The organism is Emticicia sp. 21SJ11W-3 (assembly GCF_024138715.1).
GTDB lineage: Bacteria > Bacteroidota > Bacteroidia > Cytophagales > Spirosomataceae > Emticicia > Emticicia fluvialis.
Genome location: NZ_CP092074.1, coordinates 3,271,942 through 3,286,654 on the forward strand (window position 1 = coordinate 3,271,942; position 14,713 = coordinate 3,286,654).

15 protein-coding genes are annotated in these 14,713 nt (G+C 42.0%); 11 read left to right on the top strand and 4 right to left on the bottom strand.

Annotated elements, in window-relative coordinates; all coding sequences use genetic code 11:
- Nucleotides 1–13 precede the first annotated feature (13 nt).
- From MB380_RS13895 to MB380_RS13920, 6 genes are all read left to right on the top strand, one after another.
- Entirely contained in the window at nucleotides 14–1,189 is a 1,176-nt protein-coding gene (locus MB380_RS13895; protein WP_253524454.1) for an HlyD family secretion protein, read from the top strand.
- 20 nt (nucleotides 1,190–1,209) lie between these two features.
- On the top strand, nucleotides 1,210–2,775 hold the full coding sequence (locus MB380_RS13900) for a hypothetical protein (protein ID WP_253524457.1): 1,566 nt from the start codon (nucleotides 1,210–1,212) through the stop codon (nucleotides 2,773–2,775).
- Nucleotides 2,776–2,830: 55 nt separating this feature from the next.
- Complete coding sequence (locus MB380_RS21885; protein WP_305882489.1) at nucleotides 2,831–3,415, top strand: TetR/AcrR family transcriptional regulator; 585 nt, start codon at nucleotides 2,831–2,833, stop codon at nucleotides 3,413–3,415.
- A gap of 335 nt (nucleotides 3,416–3,750) precedes the next feature.
- A complete protein-coding gene (locus MB380_RS13910; protein WP_253524477.1) occupies nucleotides 3,751–4,488 on the top strand; it encodes an Ig-like domain-containing protein in 738 nt (245 codons plus the stop codon).
- Between the two features lie 243 nt (nucleotides 4,489–4,731).
- The gene (locus tag MB380_RS13915) at nucleotides 4,732–5,391 is read left to right on the top strand and encodes a hypothetical protein (RefSeq protein WP_253524480.1); all 660 of its coding nucleotides are present in this window, start codon (nucleotides 4,732–4,734) and stop codon (nucleotides 5,389–5,391) included.
- Between the two features lie 446 nt (nucleotides 5,392–5,837).
- A complete protein-coding gene (locus MB380_RS13920; RefSeq protein ID WP_253524489.1) occupies nucleotides 5,838–6,566 on the top strand; it encodes an Ig-like domain-containing protein in 729 nt (242 codons plus the stop codon).
- Between the two features lie 79 nt (nucleotides 6,567–6,645).
- Here MB380_RS13920 and MB380_RS13925 read toward each other — a convergent pair whose 3' ends face one another.
- Nucleotides 6,646–6,990, bottom strand: coding sequence for a helix-turn-helix domain-containing protein (locus tag MB380_RS13925; RefSeq protein WP_101726467.1), 345 nt, complete (start codon nucleotides 6,988–6,990; stop codon nucleotides 6,646–6,648).
- A gap of 72 nt (nucleotides 6,991–7,062) precedes the next feature.
- Between MB380_RS13925 and MB380_RS13930 the strand changes: the two genes are divergently transcribed.
- Nucleotides 7,063–8,142: an alkene reductase gene (locus tag MB380_RS13930; RefSeq protein ID WP_253524492.1), complete on the top strand. Its 1,080-nt coding sequence runs from the start codon at nucleotides 7,063–7,065 to the stop codon at nucleotides 8,140–8,142.
- Nucleotides 8,143–8,299: 157 nt separating this feature from the next.
- On the top strand, nucleotides 8,300–9,073 hold the full coding sequence (locus tag MB380_RS13935) for a hypothetical protein (protein ID WP_253524506.1): 774 nt from the start codon (nucleotides 8,300–8,302) through the stop codon (nucleotides 9,071–9,073).
- 87 nt (nucleotides 9,074–9,160) lie between these two features.
- Here the strand turns inward: MB380_RS13935 and MB380_RS13940 are convergent, their stop codons facing one another.
- Together MB380_RS13940 and MB380_RS13945 are read right to left on the bottom strand one after the other, a co-directional pair.
- Entirely contained in the window at nucleotides 9,161–9,574 is a 414-nt protein-coding gene (locus MB380_RS13940; protein WP_253524509.1) for a hypothetical protein, read from the bottom strand.
- Nucleotides 9,575–9,799: 225 nt separating this feature from the next.
- On the bottom strand, nucleotides 9,800–10,228 hold the full coding sequence (locus tag MB380_RS13945; RefSeq protein ID WP_253524511.1) for a hypothetical protein: 429 nt from the start codon (nucleotides 10,226–10,228) through the stop codon (nucleotides 9,800–9,802).
- 193 nt (nucleotides 10,229–10,421) lie between these two features.
- Here MB380_RS13945 and MB380_RS13950 point away from each other — a divergent pair, with 193 nt between their 5' ends.
- The 3 genes from MB380_RS13950 to MB380_RS13960 all read left to right on the top strand — a co-directional run bounded on the left by MB380_RS13950 (nucleotide 10,422) and on the right by MB380_RS13960 (nucleotide 13,360).
- Complete coding sequence (locus tag MB380_RS13950; protein WP_253524514.1) at nucleotides 10,422–11,270, top strand: NYN domain-containing protein; 849 nt, start codon at nucleotides 10,422–10,424, stop codon at nucleotides 11,268–11,270.
- A 171-nt stretch (nucleotides 11,271–11,441) separates the two neighbouring features.
- Nucleotides 11,442–12,737, top strand: a complete 1,296-nt coding sequence (locus tag MB380_RS13955; RefSeq protein ID WP_253524517.1) for an ATP/GTP-binding protein — start codon at nucleotides 11,442–11,444, stop codon at nucleotides 12,735–12,737.
- Entirely contained in the window at nucleotides 12,734–13,360 is a 627-nt protein-coding gene (locus MB380_RS13960) for an RloB family protein (protein WP_253524519.1), read from the top strand. Before MB380_RS13955 ends, MB380_RS13960 begins: the two co-directional genes overlap by 4 nt.
- On the opposite strand, the gene MB380_RS13965 is transcribed toward MB380_RS13960, so the two are convergent.
- Nucleotides 13,346–14,542, bottom strand: coding sequence for a multidrug effflux MFS transporter (locus MB380_RS13965; protein ID WP_253524523.1), 1,197 nt, complete (start codon nucleotides 14,540–14,542; stop codon nucleotides 13,346–13,348). The genes MB380_RS13960 and MB380_RS13965 overlap by 15 nt on opposite strands.
- Between the last annotated feature and the right edge of the window lie 171 nt (nucleotides 14,543–14,713).

A 14,713-nucleotide genomic window follows, 5' to 3' on the forward strand; every position in this document is an offset into this window, starting at 1 on the left:
AGAAACAAAGAAGATGTCACAAAATAAAGCTAATACAACCACAGAAACTCAACAGCCCGCAGCCGTGCAACAGGCTGCTCCTGCACCCAAAGTAACCGCACATAAAGCAAAGCATAAAACTAAAAAAAGAGGCGCATTTATAGTAAATATGCTTGTGCTGGCGCTGGTACTGGCAGGCTTGTATTATGTTGCAAAGTCGTACGTTAGTGTTGGTGAAGACAACTACACCAATGCCGCACAGGTGGAGGCGTTCATAAACCCTGTCAATACCAGGGTGTCTGCCTACATAAAAGAAATCCGTTTTATTGAGCACCAGTACGTAAAAAAAGGCGATACACTGCTCATACTTGACGACCGCGAGATACAAACCCAGCTGGGGCAGGCAGAAGCCGCCTACATGGCTGCGCTGGCTTCACGCAATGCCACCTCTAACGCCATTAAAACGGTAGCTAACAACGTAAAAACAGTGGTGGCAAATGTCGACGCCGCCAAAGCCAACATTGAAGCATCTAAAGCCCGGTTGTGGAATACAGAACAGAACTTTAAACGTTACCAAAGGTTATTAAAAGACGAAGCCGTAACCCAACAGCAGTTCGACCAGATAAATAGCGAATATCAGGCACAGAAAGCACAACTGGAAGCACAGATATCGCAGTACCAGTCTGCAATCAACACCAGAACGTCCAGCGAATTATCGGTAAACGAGGTACAATCACGGCTTGGCATGAACGATGCCGAAATCAAACGGACAGCCAGTGCCTTGCAAATGGCAAAACTCAACCTTTCATACACAGTCATTACGGCTCCGCATGATGGAATAATGGGCAGAAGAACCGTCAATACCGGGCAGTTGCTCAACCCCAGCCAGCAGGTAGCTACCATCGTTGATATTGATCATATCTGGATTACAGCCAATTACCGCGAAAAACAAATGGGGAACGTTAAAATAGGTGGATTGGCCACGATAAAGGCCGACGCACTGGGAGGCAAAGTCTTTGAAGGAAAAATAGTGGCCATTTCCGGAGCAACCGGGGCAAAGTATGCAGCCGTGCCGCTGGATAATTCAACAGGTAATTTTGTAAAAGTTCAGCAGCGGATACCGGTAAGAATTGAATTTACGGCCAACAACCGTCCCGGCGACCTTAAACAGCTTCGGGCAGGTATGAATGTAGAAGTAACTTTAAATTAACCGGCAGGTAATTACTGCCAATGTCTTACAAGAAACAAACCATGTATAACAAAGGTCCGTTTGCAAGCTGGGTTCCCAAGCCGGTTATGCTGATACTTATTTTGGTCATTCTATTTCCGATGATGACCATTTCGGGGGTGTACCCAACCACGCTCACAGACGTAACAGGGGCCATGGCAACTTACACCGAATACATTTCTTTGGCCAACAATGCAGGCACAATAGGCATGGGAGTCATTTTTCCGATAGCCATGCGCTTAAAAATGCGTTTCAGAAGCAAAGAAATTATTACCACAAGCGCCATTCTGCTGGCAGTGTTATCTTATATGTGCGCCACCACCGACAACCCCCTGGTGTTAATCGGCTGCAGCTTCATGATTGGATTCATAAAATTTTTGCCCATTATTGAAATGATTCTGCCCGTGATGTTTATGATAGCGCCCACCGGAGACAGAGGCAAGTTTTACGCCATATTTTATCCTTTATCTATCGGTTTTGGTCAGCTTTCGGCCTATACCTTTGCTTCATTGGTATTCAATGGCAGTTGGCAGGCGCCTTATTTTCTTATGTCGGCCATAATGCTGTGCATTGCAGCCTTGTCGCTCATATTCCAGCATAACCAAAGGTTCAGTTTCAAAATGCCATTGTACCAGGTAGACTGGCTTTCATTGGCTTTAATGGCGGTTTCATTAATGTGTTTCAATTATTTCCTTGTCTTCATGAAACAACAGGGCTGGTTTATTTCTCCCGCCGTCGTGGGTACGTTAATAGCCGGTGTTTTACTTTTTGCCGCGCTTATTTACAGACAGCAATTCCTGAAAAGAAAACTCATTGATTTCAGTGCATTAATGAAGAAAAACGTAATCCATTCCATAATTCTATTACTTTTTCTGGGTGCGTATCTGGCAAGTTCAAGCATTTATTCTCAATATTCTGTGGCTGTTCTTGGATACAACAACCTTATCAACGCTCAGCTGAACCTCTGGATGATACCAGGCATTGTGCTGTCCGGAATAATGGCCTACTTTGGCTTCAAAAACAATTGGTATATCAAATACTACATAGCGGCAGGTTTTGTATCTTTTTTCCTGCATACCCTGCTCTTGTATCTTATTATTCAGCCCTATGCCGACATCCGTTATCTGGCATTCGCCATGTTTTTGAAAGGCCTGGGTATGGGCATACTTTTTATCGGAATATGGTTTTACACCTCATTGAACCTCTCTATGCAGCAATTATTAGGCATAATGGGCATATTAATTGTTATCAGAGCTTTTCTTGCCACCGCCATTGGTGGTGCCATTATAGGCTGGGCCGGTTATCAGGCACAATGGCAAAGCCTGAACGACATTTCGGCTTACCTTGATACGGGAGATTTCCCGAACGGAATGGCCATTTACCAGAACATAAGCCTGAATGCCCTGATGGCCTCCGGAAAAATCGTGCTGGGGTCTATGTGCTGGCTTATTATTCCGGTTCTGATAATCATTGCCACACATAGCTATGGTAAGTTTCATTTCAAGAGAATTGTTCTTTTAAGAAAAATCATAAGAGGAAATTCAATAAAAGGATACAGGCTTACCTGATGCTTTTAAAAATGGTTTTCATAGTCTGGCAAAGCATACCAAGCGCAAAGACATTATGTATCTGAATGCCGATGCAGGCAATAAGCCAAGGCATAACCAACCACAACAAAACCTTAACATGAATACCAAAGCACAAATACTGAAAGCGGCTGAAGATTTATTCTTCCGTAAAGGTTACCACGCCACCACCATCCGCAATATTGCGGCAGAGGCCTCGGTTAATAATGCAATGGTCAATTATTATTTTCAGAGCAAAGAAAACCTGTATCTGGCTGTGCTACAACAACTCCAGAAAAGTTTTGACACGGTTCATCCTCCGGTCGACAACGGCCGGGGGCTAACCGAAACACTAGAGTTATTTATCAGACAAACCATTGAAGTATGTCATAATCATGACAAGGTATTTCATCTCTTTATGCAAGAGCAACTGCAGGCCTCTACCCCACAGACAGCAGAAATAGTAAAAAACGTAGAGAAAAATCACTTTGAATGCTTTTGTTCTATCCTGAAAAGCCACCACAACTATAAGGCTTCTGTTCCCGACAGTTGCACAACCTTGAAATACCATGCCATTTTCGGAATGGTAAAAGAATTTATTCGAATTGAGAACAATAAAATAATGATGAAAGCAGCATCATAAACTGAATACCCGGCCGTTTTTTTTAAGCCCAAAACTGCCTATACTCGCACCCGCCATATTGCCGATACAATAACAGACCTGCCACAGCCAAAAAAAAACAAAATCGGCCTCAGAATATTACCTGAAGCAGTTTTTAATATGATAGCCGTCATATTTTTTTTTAAAAAACACTTACCGTTTAATAAATTTATCATAGATTTGCGGTTACCTTCTATTAACTTTGAATAACAATTTTAAAGGGCGTAGAAAAATCGTGTTTTCACTAATAATTACAAACAAAAAGTAAAAATAATCTGCTGTAGATTGTTTTAATTAACCTCCCTTTAGTAAATCTTATGAAAAGATTTTCACCAATGCTGTTGGTGCTATGCGTTGCATGCACTACTGTTGAAGAACCGTTGACCATCATGGACGACACAAACGTTCAATTAAAGTATGATGGCTCGCATCAATTTGTTGTGAAAAGAGGCAATTCAATTGTCTCAAGCAGTGAAATTACCTGGCAAAGTGCCGACGCCAAAGTTGGTAACATTAGCAAATCAGGTAAATTCGAAGGCCGTAAAATCGGCACTACAGAAGTTACCGCCGCTACTCAGAATGGCTCCTTTAAGGCAGAAGTTGACATTGAGCCTTATTACAACACTTATTCAGAACCCGTGCTGGACTTCTACTCGTCAAAGCAATCTATCAAAGCAAAAGAAAAGCGTGAGCTGGTAAGTGACGACGGAATCATGCTGGTTTACCACATCGGTAACACCAAAGCACAAAGGTTGATTTACTTTTTTGAAAAAGACCAACTGATTGGCTGTGGCGTGTTCTTTACCGACAAATCGTTCAGAAAAGAGGTAAACACTTTTCTGCGCGAACGCTACCCCGAAGCCATTACCCGTGGTGATTTATCCGGCTACATGGCAGACACCGAGCAATTTGCGGCCCTTATTAACGAACAGGCCGCCGCAGGTTTGGCTGTTACCTACCTTCCTGAAAGCGTCAATGGTCGCCGCATAGCCAATAGCAATGCACAGGCAGGTAAAGTATTAAGTCTGGTACAAAGCTATAACTGGCAAAAATAACATTAATACCACTGGTGGTATTAAAAACTGAAGGCGGGCAACAGGCAGAGTTGGTCGCCTTTCAGTGCTTATATTCTACATAAGGTACCGTTAAATTATTTTTTTTGCAACGCTGCACTAATCTTTTTATATTTACCACAGAAAGCCACACAATATAGCTTCAACCACCTGTCATTCGTTTATAAAATTTGTAGCTGTAGACTTTTAGGTTCAAAGCCCATACCTTTTCCCAGTGTACATCTGATGAAAAAGCTAACCATACTTTTCATATCATTTGCTGTTGTCTCCTGCATTGGCGAAGAAGAGCCGGTAACCACTTTGTCTGACACCAAAATTGAACTCAACCATGATGGCAAACATCAGTTTGTGCTAACGTATGGCACTATGCCCATTGATAACACACGGATTATCTGGAAATCGCGCGATGAAAAAGTGGGTACCATTGATGTTAGCGGCACATTCCATGCGCGCAAGCTGGGCAAAAGCGTTGTTTCGGCCTATACCAAAGACGCCATTTATCAGGCCGATGTAGAAGTGGTTACTTATGACAGGTCTATTCAAGACCCTGTTCTTGATTTTTATGCCACAAAAGCTGCTATAAAGGCCAAAGAGAAAAGAGTACTTCATAAAGAGAGCTCTGAAACGCTTCACTACTCCAATGGCATAAAGGGCCTGCCATGCAGCCTTATGTATTACTTTGAAAACGGGAAGATGATCAAGTGTATGGTTACCATCCCGTACAGTATTTTCAGGAATGATGTAGAACGATTCTTAAAAGAAAGATACCCGGTTATGGTAAAAAATGGTAACACCGAAGTTTACTACCCTGATGAACAACTGTTTACTGCATCATTAACGCAAACCCAAGACGAAGACTTAACAATAATTTACTCAGCCAAATAAAAAGAGAGCATTAATTTCTATTAAAATTCAAAGCGCCAAATTGTAGAAATATCTCTGAGAGATTAAATAACAACTAAAAATTAAAGTCCTCTAAACATCATTTTCTATTGAGGCGAACGGCTAGTTACCGATTAAAAATCGAGTAAAATATTTAGAAAAGATAAAAGTAATATCGGATTTTTAATTGGGCGAGTTTAAATGATGCTGGTTGCGGACGGCTAGTTTTGGTTACTTTTTGCGTAAAAAGTAACAACAGGGGAATATAAGTACAGTAGGTTTTATTAAAACAAATTCTTAAGAATCCTTAGAAGTAAAGTTTAAATCAGAATTAACAGTAAAACTCAGCAGAACTCGCTGTAAAATATCACCAACTGACAACAAGATTTTCTTAATCCAAACCATAATAATTTAAACCACGTATTACAAAAAAATCATTTGTCACATTTATGAAAAAACTCACTATCCTTTTCATAGGTTTATGCCTTGCTGCCTGCTCTAAAGAAGACCCCATGACTATCAACCAGCCGAATGGTCAGTTAAAATATGACGGCACCCACCAATTTACAGTAAAAAAAGGCGGCAATAGCGTTTCAGGCATTACCTGGAAAAGCAGCGACACCAATGTGGGCACGGTAGACAATACCGGTAAATTTAAAGCGCGCAAAATTGGCAAAACCGAAGTAAGTGCTGCCACTAAGGACGGCACAGTGAAAGCATCAGTAGAGATTTTGCCGTATAGCAAACTTTATACCGAACCCGTACTTGATTTCGGCCAGACCAAGGCCACTGTTAAAGCGAAAGAAAAACGCAAGGTTATATTAGATGACGGCGACCTGCTGGCTTACCAAGGCGAAAACAGCAGTATTGAACTCGTATTATATGTTTTTGTTAGTAACAAGTTGGAGGTTTGCGGTCCGGTTTTACAGGAAAGCTCTGCTGTAGTGAAAGAAGCCGGTACTTTTCTGAAAGAACGCTATCCTAATAACGGTGTTGTTAATGGAGAAATAGTGTTTCTTGACGATAGCAAAAAGTATGGTATAATACTTGGCTATGATGAACAATACGGCCCAACAGCTATTTATGCAGCAAATACCCCAGGTGGTAGAAAAGCCCTTACTCCTAAGCAAACAGAAAGTTTCAAAAAAGCATTGGCCGCCTTCAAAGCACGCCGATAAAAACCCGGATTAAGAAAATATTGTTTGCAGAACCGAAGTCATGTGATACCTTCACATGGCTTTTGTTTTTTTAGCGGCTTTAATTAAAGGCTTCAAACTGCCGCAGCAAAGGTATCAGCTGCTTGCCTTTGTCGGTCAGGCAATATTCAATATGCAGGGGTTTCAGTTGAATGGTGTTTTTCAGAATATAACCGTTTTGGGTTAAATCTTTCAGTGCAACAGACAACGTTTGTTTATTAGAGCCATGAATACGGCGCAGAAACTCGCTAAAGCGCGATTTCCCCGTTACATGCAAAATAAACAGCACCTGCAACGTCCATTTGCTGGTAAGCAATTTTAATACATCCTGTGTAGGGCACACAGGCACGCCTCCCTCCAGAGGGCAAACCAGATTAGTCTTGATTTCGGCAGTAGTAGTGGTCATGTTTTTCTGACTAATTGACTCTCAATTTCATTTATTGCAATTTTGCAACATAAATTTTAAACCATTAGGTTCATGTCTGAAACAATAAATTTATTTACTCCTTTTAAGGGTAAACTAAACCTGAAAAATAGAATTGTAATGGCGCCCATGACACGCTGCCGCGCCATAGGCAACCTGGCCAATCCGCTTATAGCTACCTATTACAGCCAGAGAAGCACAGCAGGGCTGATTATAACTGAGGGGGTAGCCCCCAGCCCTAACGGATTAGGCTATGCCCGCATACCGGGGATATTCAGCCCCGAACAAACCGAAAGCTGGAAAACCGTAACACAGGCCGTGCATGCAGCCGGAGGCCAGTTATTTATGCAGCTGATGCACACGGGTCGTGTGGGTCATTCGGCCAATTTACCTGCCGGTGCGCAGTTACTTGCGCCGTCGGCCATTAATGCCGACAGCCCCATGTGGACCGACACCCAGGGTATGCAAACGACCGAAACACCCAAAGCCATGACGGCTGACGAAATCAAAGCCACCATCGAAGAGTTTGCACAGGCCGCCGCCAATGCCATAGAAGCAGGTTTCGACGGCGTAGAACTGCACGGTGCCAACGGGTATCTGCTTGAGCAGTTTCTCAATGCAGGCACCAACCAACGAACCGACGAATACGGCGGCAGCATAGAAAACAGAGCCAGATTTGTGATTGAAACCGCCCGGGCAGTAGTAGAAAGAATCGGAGCCGACAAAACCGGAATCCGGTTGTCGCCCTATAACAGTTTTAACAATATGCCTGCTTATGATGATACCGCCGCGCTGTATGATTACCTGGCCATTGAGCTGAACAAACTTGACCTGGCATATCTGCACCTGATAGACTACGCATCACGTGCCACCGAAGAAGGCCGTGCATTGTTGCAAAGCATCAGAACCAGTTTTAAACCGGCCTTGATACTTAATGCGGGTTATACCAAAGAGAGAGGGAATCTGGCACTGGCCAATAATGAGGCTGACCTGATATCGTTCGGTACTCCGTTTATCGCCAACCCAGATTTACCGCATCGCCTGGCCAACGATATTGAGCTGGCACAACCAGAAACCAATACTTTTTATACAGCAGATGCCGTAGGCTTTACAGACTACCCCGCTGCCGTATAAAACCAACAGGTGAAAAACGCAAAAACGCCGTTGAATGCTCATTCAATGGCGTTTTTGCGTTTTATAGCAAGTATCCTTTATAATAAATTGATTTGGAGCCTTCCTGCATTTAACCTAATATTGCGGCAAAATAATACTCACACATAAAACTACCTTCATGAAAAAAATTTATTTGCTGTTAACAGTATTGCTCACACAATTTAACTCTTTTGCACAGTGCATTGAAAAGCGTATCAAAGACAAGACTACCGAAACGTTTTACCTTAATGCACATAAACAGCCAACGAAAGTTGAAATTATAGAAGAAAACAAGACAAAATCGATTGCGAATTTTAAATATGATACAAAAGGCAATTGCATTCTGGTAAATATTGCAGGAAAAATGCAAATTAAAGGAAAGTATAACACAGCAAACCAGTTAACTTCCACAGCAACTTCCATCGATAAGGATTTCACTATTATTAATGAATTAGAGTATAAAGATAATCTGGTTACCAAAATAAAAACATCAGTGGTGATGTTTGGTTCCTCACCTGATCTGGCAAATGAAACCAATTTAACCTATGAAAATGGCAATCTAACACAAATAGAAGTACGAGAAGTCATAAAAGATAGCGTTTTTACTGTAATTCAGAAAGTCACTTATGATGAGGCCATCAATAATGATACGAAAACTGAACGAATGCTTCATATAGCTACCTATACAGGTTATGACGGTTTCAACTCTTTATTGGCACTAAGTCGTAATAATCCTTTAAAACTGTCTTACTCCGGAAAAGAACCAAAAGAGGGATGTACATCGAAAATTGTACATGAGGAATATGATTATCAGTATGATTCCTCAAAACGGTTGATAAAGTCTATCACAAAGACAACTTGTGATGAAACAGTAGAAACCAAAACTACCAGAATAGAAACTACCTGCAAGTAAGAAAATACGAGCAATGCAATACATAACGAGCGTCTCATTAGCCAATGAGACGCTCGTTATGTATTTACCAGTAATACAACCAAAACCTTATGGGTTAGTAGTAGCAGCATCTACCGGCATAGATACCGTACAGGTCTGGCCACCAAAGTTAATCATAAATGAAGCCGTACCTGCCACAGATGGCGTACCGGTAACATTAAATGTTAAATGGCCGCCATTTACTGCCAGCGTGCCGGGTGTAAGCGTGGCCGACAACCCCGTAACACCAGTAGAGGCTATACCTGTGCTGGTGGTATAAGTTACTCCGTTGCCCTCTGCATACGGTATTTTAAATGTACTTGTGTAGCTTGTACCTGCCTTGGCTCTGCTGGCAAATTCAGCATCCTGGCATTTCAGTCCTGATATCGTCCCGATAATTATCTGGTTATCATCGTCTTTGTCACAGGCCTGTAAAGTAAAAAGCGCAATCAGCGTAAGTCCTAAAATTTTAACAATTTTCATAGCATTCTGTTTTTTTGATTTGTAAACCGAAAGCTAAAAACGCCATGCCATAGCCCCCGGAGGCACTGTTTCTACAACATCAGGCATAAAAACCTCTTTTATGACGCATTTCAGGGATATTATTCAGCAACAACCCTCAGGCATACCTCATTGCTGAAAGGCGGGCTAAGCAAATAAAAAAGCCCCTGCACGCAGAGGCTCCCAAATATATTTTTGCAGGGCACGCTATTGCCCCAGGGGTTGCGGTTCAACCGGCGACCCACCCACTGCCATAGACACCGTGCAGGTTTGTCCGCCAAAATTAATCACAAAAGATGCAATGCCTCCCGTATTGGGGGTTCCGGCAACTGAGTAGGTCAGCATACCCGAACCTTGGGCCAGCGTACCCGGCACCAATATGGCCGACAACCCCATTACACCCGTTGACGACACCCCGTTGTTAGAACCATACGTACTGCCGTCGCCGCCATTATAAGGCACCGTAAACACACCATTATAAGTAGTACCTGCCGTAGCCGAACCAGTAAATACAGCCCCGGGGCAGGTTAGTTCTGCAATGCTTACGGGTTCGTTAGTAAGCTCCTCTTCTTTTTCACAGGCCTGCAAGGCAAAAAAAGCCAGCACGCCTAAACCCAGTATTCTAATAGTTCTCATAGTATTTAATTTTAAATTGTGTGAATACCCCATACAATCAAAAATCTATGCCAGTTGGTGCGCAATTAAACAGGCATAGCTAATCAGGCATTTAAAAAGGCTCAATAATGTTTGTGCCTGGCTGTTGCACACCACATCTTGTTGGCCATAAAAACAGAAAATAAATAAGAAACCATATATTTGTGCAGGGAAAATGATTTTCTGGCTTCACATCAAATCAAAAGGATGCCTTACCAGCACCAAAATTTCTTACAAAAACACTAAAAACATGAGCGGAGATAAGTTTAACATTGCGGTTCTGATTGATGGCGACAACGCTCAGGCAAAATTAATCAAGGAAATTCTGGCTGAGGTATCCAAATACGGAAAGGCCACCATAAGACGTATCTACGGCGACTGGACCAACACCGGCATGAAAAGCTGGAAAGAGGTTCTGAACCAGTATTCTATCAACCCTATTCAGAAATTTGCCTATACTACCGGAAAAAACTCAACCGACAGCTCGCTGATTATTGATGCCATGGATATTCTGCACGGCAAGAGCATCAATGGTTTTTGCATTGTTTCCAGCGACAGCGACTACACCGGGCTGGCCAAAAGAATACGTGAAGAAGGCCTCTTTGTAATGGGTATAGGCAGAACCAATACGCCAACCGCCTTTGTTAATTCCTGCGACATCTTTACTTTTTCAGAAAACCTGATAGCCGAATCGGAAATGGCCGAGGCCATACAGGTAAGCAAGAAAAAAGACCGCCAAAGCAAGGTGGTACAAAAAGAAGCCCCGGCCGTTACCCACCTCAAAAAATTTCAGGAACTCGACGAGGCCATTATCGACAAAGCCTTTGAGATTTCAACCACCGACGACGAAACCTACGTATCAAACATCGGCCTTTCGTTAAGAAAAATCGACCCAAGTTTTGACTCCCGTACGTATGGTTACAAAACGCTATCGAAACTGCTGGAGAACCTGGACAAATACGAAGTAATCAGAAAAGAAATCAACGGCATCAACCACCCGTTGTTGAGGTTGAAGCAGGGGTAGTAAACAAGACCCTCCGGGTACTAATAACAATCTCAATACTTCCAGGCAAACATCTAAGAATAACAGAATAAACCATTTTTTAGTCCGTTTCTGCAATTCATTTACAAAAACAGACACAAAAAACTATTATCAATACTTTTTTGTTATATTTACAACGAAATAACTATAACAATGATTATTGATTTTAGCATAAAGAATTTTGGCCCGGTAAAGGAAGAACAAACGCTTTCTTTTGAAGCGGATAAATCAACTCATCTGGAAGACCATTATATCATTGATGCAGGCAATGGTTTACGGCTTTTGAAAATGGCCTTGATATACGGGGCAAATGCTTCCGGCAAAACTACTATACTCAAAGCCCTTGAGTTTTTGAGAAAGTTAGTACTTGACCCCGAAAAGAAAAAAACGGATGAATTAGAATACAATCCTTTTTTATTTGACCCTGAAACGCCGAAACAAAACTCGGTGCTTTCAATCAATTTCATCCAGAATCAGATAAAATACTTTTATGAGGTAGAGTTCACAAAAAAAGCAATTGTGAAGGAAGAACTCTATTTCTACAACCCGAATAAAGCGAAGGTATTTACCAGAACTACTGATGAAGTAAATCAATTTTCTAAAATTGATTTTGGTGGAAAAATTAAAATCGACACAACCTCTGAAAAAGTGCTGGAAGGCAATACGCTCTGGAACAACACTGTTTTAGGCGGCTTTTTAAAAACCAATATTGAAGTAAAAGAATTAAAAGAGGTAACTACGTGGTTTAGGGAATATCCAAAACCTCTGATAACAACAAGAACTAGTTTAAAACAATTTATTAATAATCAAATCAAGAACTCATTCATCTCGAAAAATGATGTAGTTAACATTCTTCAAAAAGCAGACTTTAATATCTCAAATGTAATTATTGAAGAAAGGGATATTACTGAAAAACTCCTCGAATTACTCGAAAAAGATGATAGATTTACTAAAGAAAAATTAATTGAATTAAAATCCAAAGGTTTAATTAAGTCTGATGAATTAATAATTGAACATTCTATTAAATCTGATAAATATCAGTTACCATTTGAACTTGAATCAGAAGGCACCAAAAGATATTATGAGTTTTCAGGCATACTGGCTATGCTCATAAAAGACTCGATGGCTTTTCCCATAGATGAGTTAGAGAGTTCATTGCATCCTGAGCTTTTTCAGCACTTTATTATTTCGTTTCTTATCAATGCTAAAAATTCTCAGATAATTGCTACCACGCATAATCGCGAGATTCTGGATAATCGCGATTTGTTCAGAGATGATGCCATCTGGATAGCAGATAAGGACGAAAACGCAGCTACTATTTTATATTCTCTGGCGGATTTCGACAGCTCTATAACAAGGAATAACAAAAACATATTAAATGCCTATAAAAGTGGCAAACTGGGTGGAACCCCAAATTTAGGTGACTATTATATTGAACTTAATCCATGAGAAAAACAAGAAAAATTTCTTCATCCAACCCAACTTATGCTGTTGTTGGAGATGGTGAATGCGAAGCTTGGTATGTAAATATGCTGAAAAGAAACGAGCGTTCAATAAGGGTATCTATCAAACCGGAACTGCAACAAAAGAAAAGCTTATCTCAACAATATGAAATGGTCTGTGACCTTTCCAAAAGTTACGATAAAGTTTTCTGGATTATTGATTTAGATGCCATTTTGCTTGAAACCAGACAACATACGAATCCTGTCAATAAAACCGCATTGCAGCAATTTGAAGCATATAAAAAGGAGTTTAAACCAGAACAAAGTAAAGTTAAAATAATAGTGAACAACCCATGCCTTGAGTTTTGGTTTTTACTTCATTTTGAAAGCACTAATAAATACTTCGATAATTGCGATAAAGCAGGAACGCAACTTAAAAAATATCTTGCTGATTATAAAAAGTCTCAGAAATACTTCACACAAAACAACAATGATATTTACCTTAAGTTAAAGCCAAACTTAGGCAATGCAATTACAAATGCAGAACGCTATGACCAAACCGGATTAGATTTATCAAGCACCAGTATATCTCAGATGTATCTTTTATTTCAGGAACTAGGCATTAGTTGATTTCGCCCCCCTCCCCCACAAAAACAAGCCCAAAGCCAGGCAGCCGTCTATGCAGTAGGCAATGGCCAGCGGGGTGGTTGAATTTACCAGAAGGCTGTCGATAACAGACCCCAGAAACGCCCCGATAACCAGATAAGACGTGCCGTAAATAGAGGCGGCCATGCCTGCTTTGTCGCCCATTGGCTCCAGCGCCAGCGAACTGCTGTTGGGTTCAATGGCTACGTTGACACTCTGCAACAAACCAATAATACCAAACAGCACAAACAGCGGCACTGGTGCCTGCCAACCAAGCGTAAGCGCCAACAGAACCAGGGCCCCGGCCACATATACCAGCAACAACATACGCAGGGTGCGCCTGGCGCCGAATTTTGCAACCAGCCTGGCATTCATAAACGTAAACAGGCTCATACAAAAACCAATACTGCCAAATATATACACAAACCATTGCGGCTGGCCATAAATAGTGCCGATAATGCGTTCAGAACTACCTACATAAGAGCTGAAAGCCGCAAATAATACCGTAGTAATGGCGGTGTAACGCACAAACTGCCGGTTGCTGAAAACAGCGCGGAACGATTTCACCAAAGCCAGCACATCGGTTGTTTGCCGCCCTTCTGCTGGTGCCGACTCAGGCAAACGCAACGACCACACAAAAAACACCACCGCAAAAGCAGCAGGCGTAAGAAACACCACCTGCCAGTTAGAAACCGACAGAATAGCTGCCCCCAGCAGCGGAGCCAGCACCGGGGCAATCAGAAAAATAGTCAGTATCAGCGACATCGTACGAGCCATTTCGTTGCCCGAAAACCGGTCGCGCACGCAGGCCAGCACGCTTACAAACATAGCCGAAGACCCCACGCCCATCACAAACCGCGCCGCCGACAGCCAGATAATATCAGGAGCCAGCGCGCCACCCACACAAGCGCTTATAAACAACACAAAACCTGTGCGCATAACGGGTATGCGGCCGTATTTATCAGCCATCGGCCCAAAAATCAACTGGCAGACCTGTCCCATAAAAAAGAAAGTAACCAGCCGCGCCGTAGCCGCCGACACACTGCTTAGGCCAAAATGCCTGCGTACATCGGCAAAAGTGGGTAGCATAATATCAATGGCCAAAGCCGTAAGCAACTCAATGCAGGCCATCATGGCAATAAATTCGGCGCGGCTTATGTTTTTCATGTAGGGTTTGGTCTTACTTATGGTTGGCGTGGTAAATTGGCCATCCGTTTACACCTGCAAAGATACCCCGGCTTATGTGCCCGGCAACGGTGCAAAAACGCCAAAATGAGGGGTAAACGAGACAATTATGCTCAAAACCGGCAAACAGTATAAAGTGTGGGGGCTGGCAGT

Coding starts and splice junctions, on each gene's coding strand:
- MB380_RS13895 (WP_253524454.1), top strand. CDS start 14: ATGTCACAAAATAAAGCTAATACAACCACAGAAACTCAACAGCCCGCA.
- MB380_RS13900 (WP_253524457.1), top strand. CDS start 1,210: ATGTCTTACAAGAAACAAACCATGTATAACAAAGGTCCGTTTGCAAGC.
- MB380_RS21885 (WP_305882489.1), top strand. CDS start 2,831: ATGTATCTGAATGCCGATGCAGGCAATAAGCCAAGGCATAACCAACCA.
- MB380_RS13910 (WP_253524477.1), top strand. CDS start 3,751: ATGAAAAGATTTTCACCAATGCTGTTGGTGCTATGCGTTGCATGCACT.
- MB380_RS13915 (WP_253524480.1), top strand. CDS start 4,732: ATGAAAAAGCTAACCATACTTTTCATATCATTTGCTGTTGTCTCCTGC.
- MB380_RS13920 (WP_253524489.1), top strand. CDS start 5,838: ATGAAAAAACTCACTATCCTTTTCATAGGTTTATGCCTTGCTGCCTGC.
- MB380_RS13925 (WP_101726467.1), bottom strand. CDS start 6,990: ATGACCACTACTACTGCCGAAATCAAGACTAATCTGGTTTGCCCTCTG.
- MB380_RS13930 (WP_253524492.1), top strand. CDS start 7,063: ATGTCTGAAACAATAAATTTATTTACTCCTTTTAAGGGTAAACTAAAC.
- MB380_RS13935 (WP_253524506.1), top strand. CDS start 8,300: ATGAAAAAAATTTATTTGCTGTTAACAGTATTGCTCACACAATTTAAC.
- MB380_RS13940 (WP_253524509.1), bottom strand. CDS start 9,574: ATGAAAATTGTTAAAATTTTAGGACTTACGCTGATTGCGCTTTTTACT.
- MB380_RS13945 (WP_253524511.1), bottom strand. CDS start 10,228: ATGAGAACTATTAGAATACTGGGTTTAGGCGTGCTGGCTTTTTTTGCC.
- MB380_RS13950 (WP_253524514.1), top strand. CDS start 10,422: ATGATTTTCTGGCTTCACATCAAATCAAAAGGATGCCTTACCAGCACC.
- MB380_RS13955 (WP_253524517.1), top strand. CDS start 11,442: ATGATTATTGATTTTAGCATAAAGAATTTTGGCCCGGTAAAGGAAGAA.
- MB380_RS13960 (WP_253524519.1), top strand. CDS start 12,734: ATGAGAAAAACAAGAAAAATTTCTTCATCCAACCCAACTTATGCTGTT.
- MB380_RS13965 (WP_253524523.1), bottom strand. CDS start 14,542: ATGAAAAACATAAGCCGCGCCGAATTTATTGCCATGATGGCCTGCATT.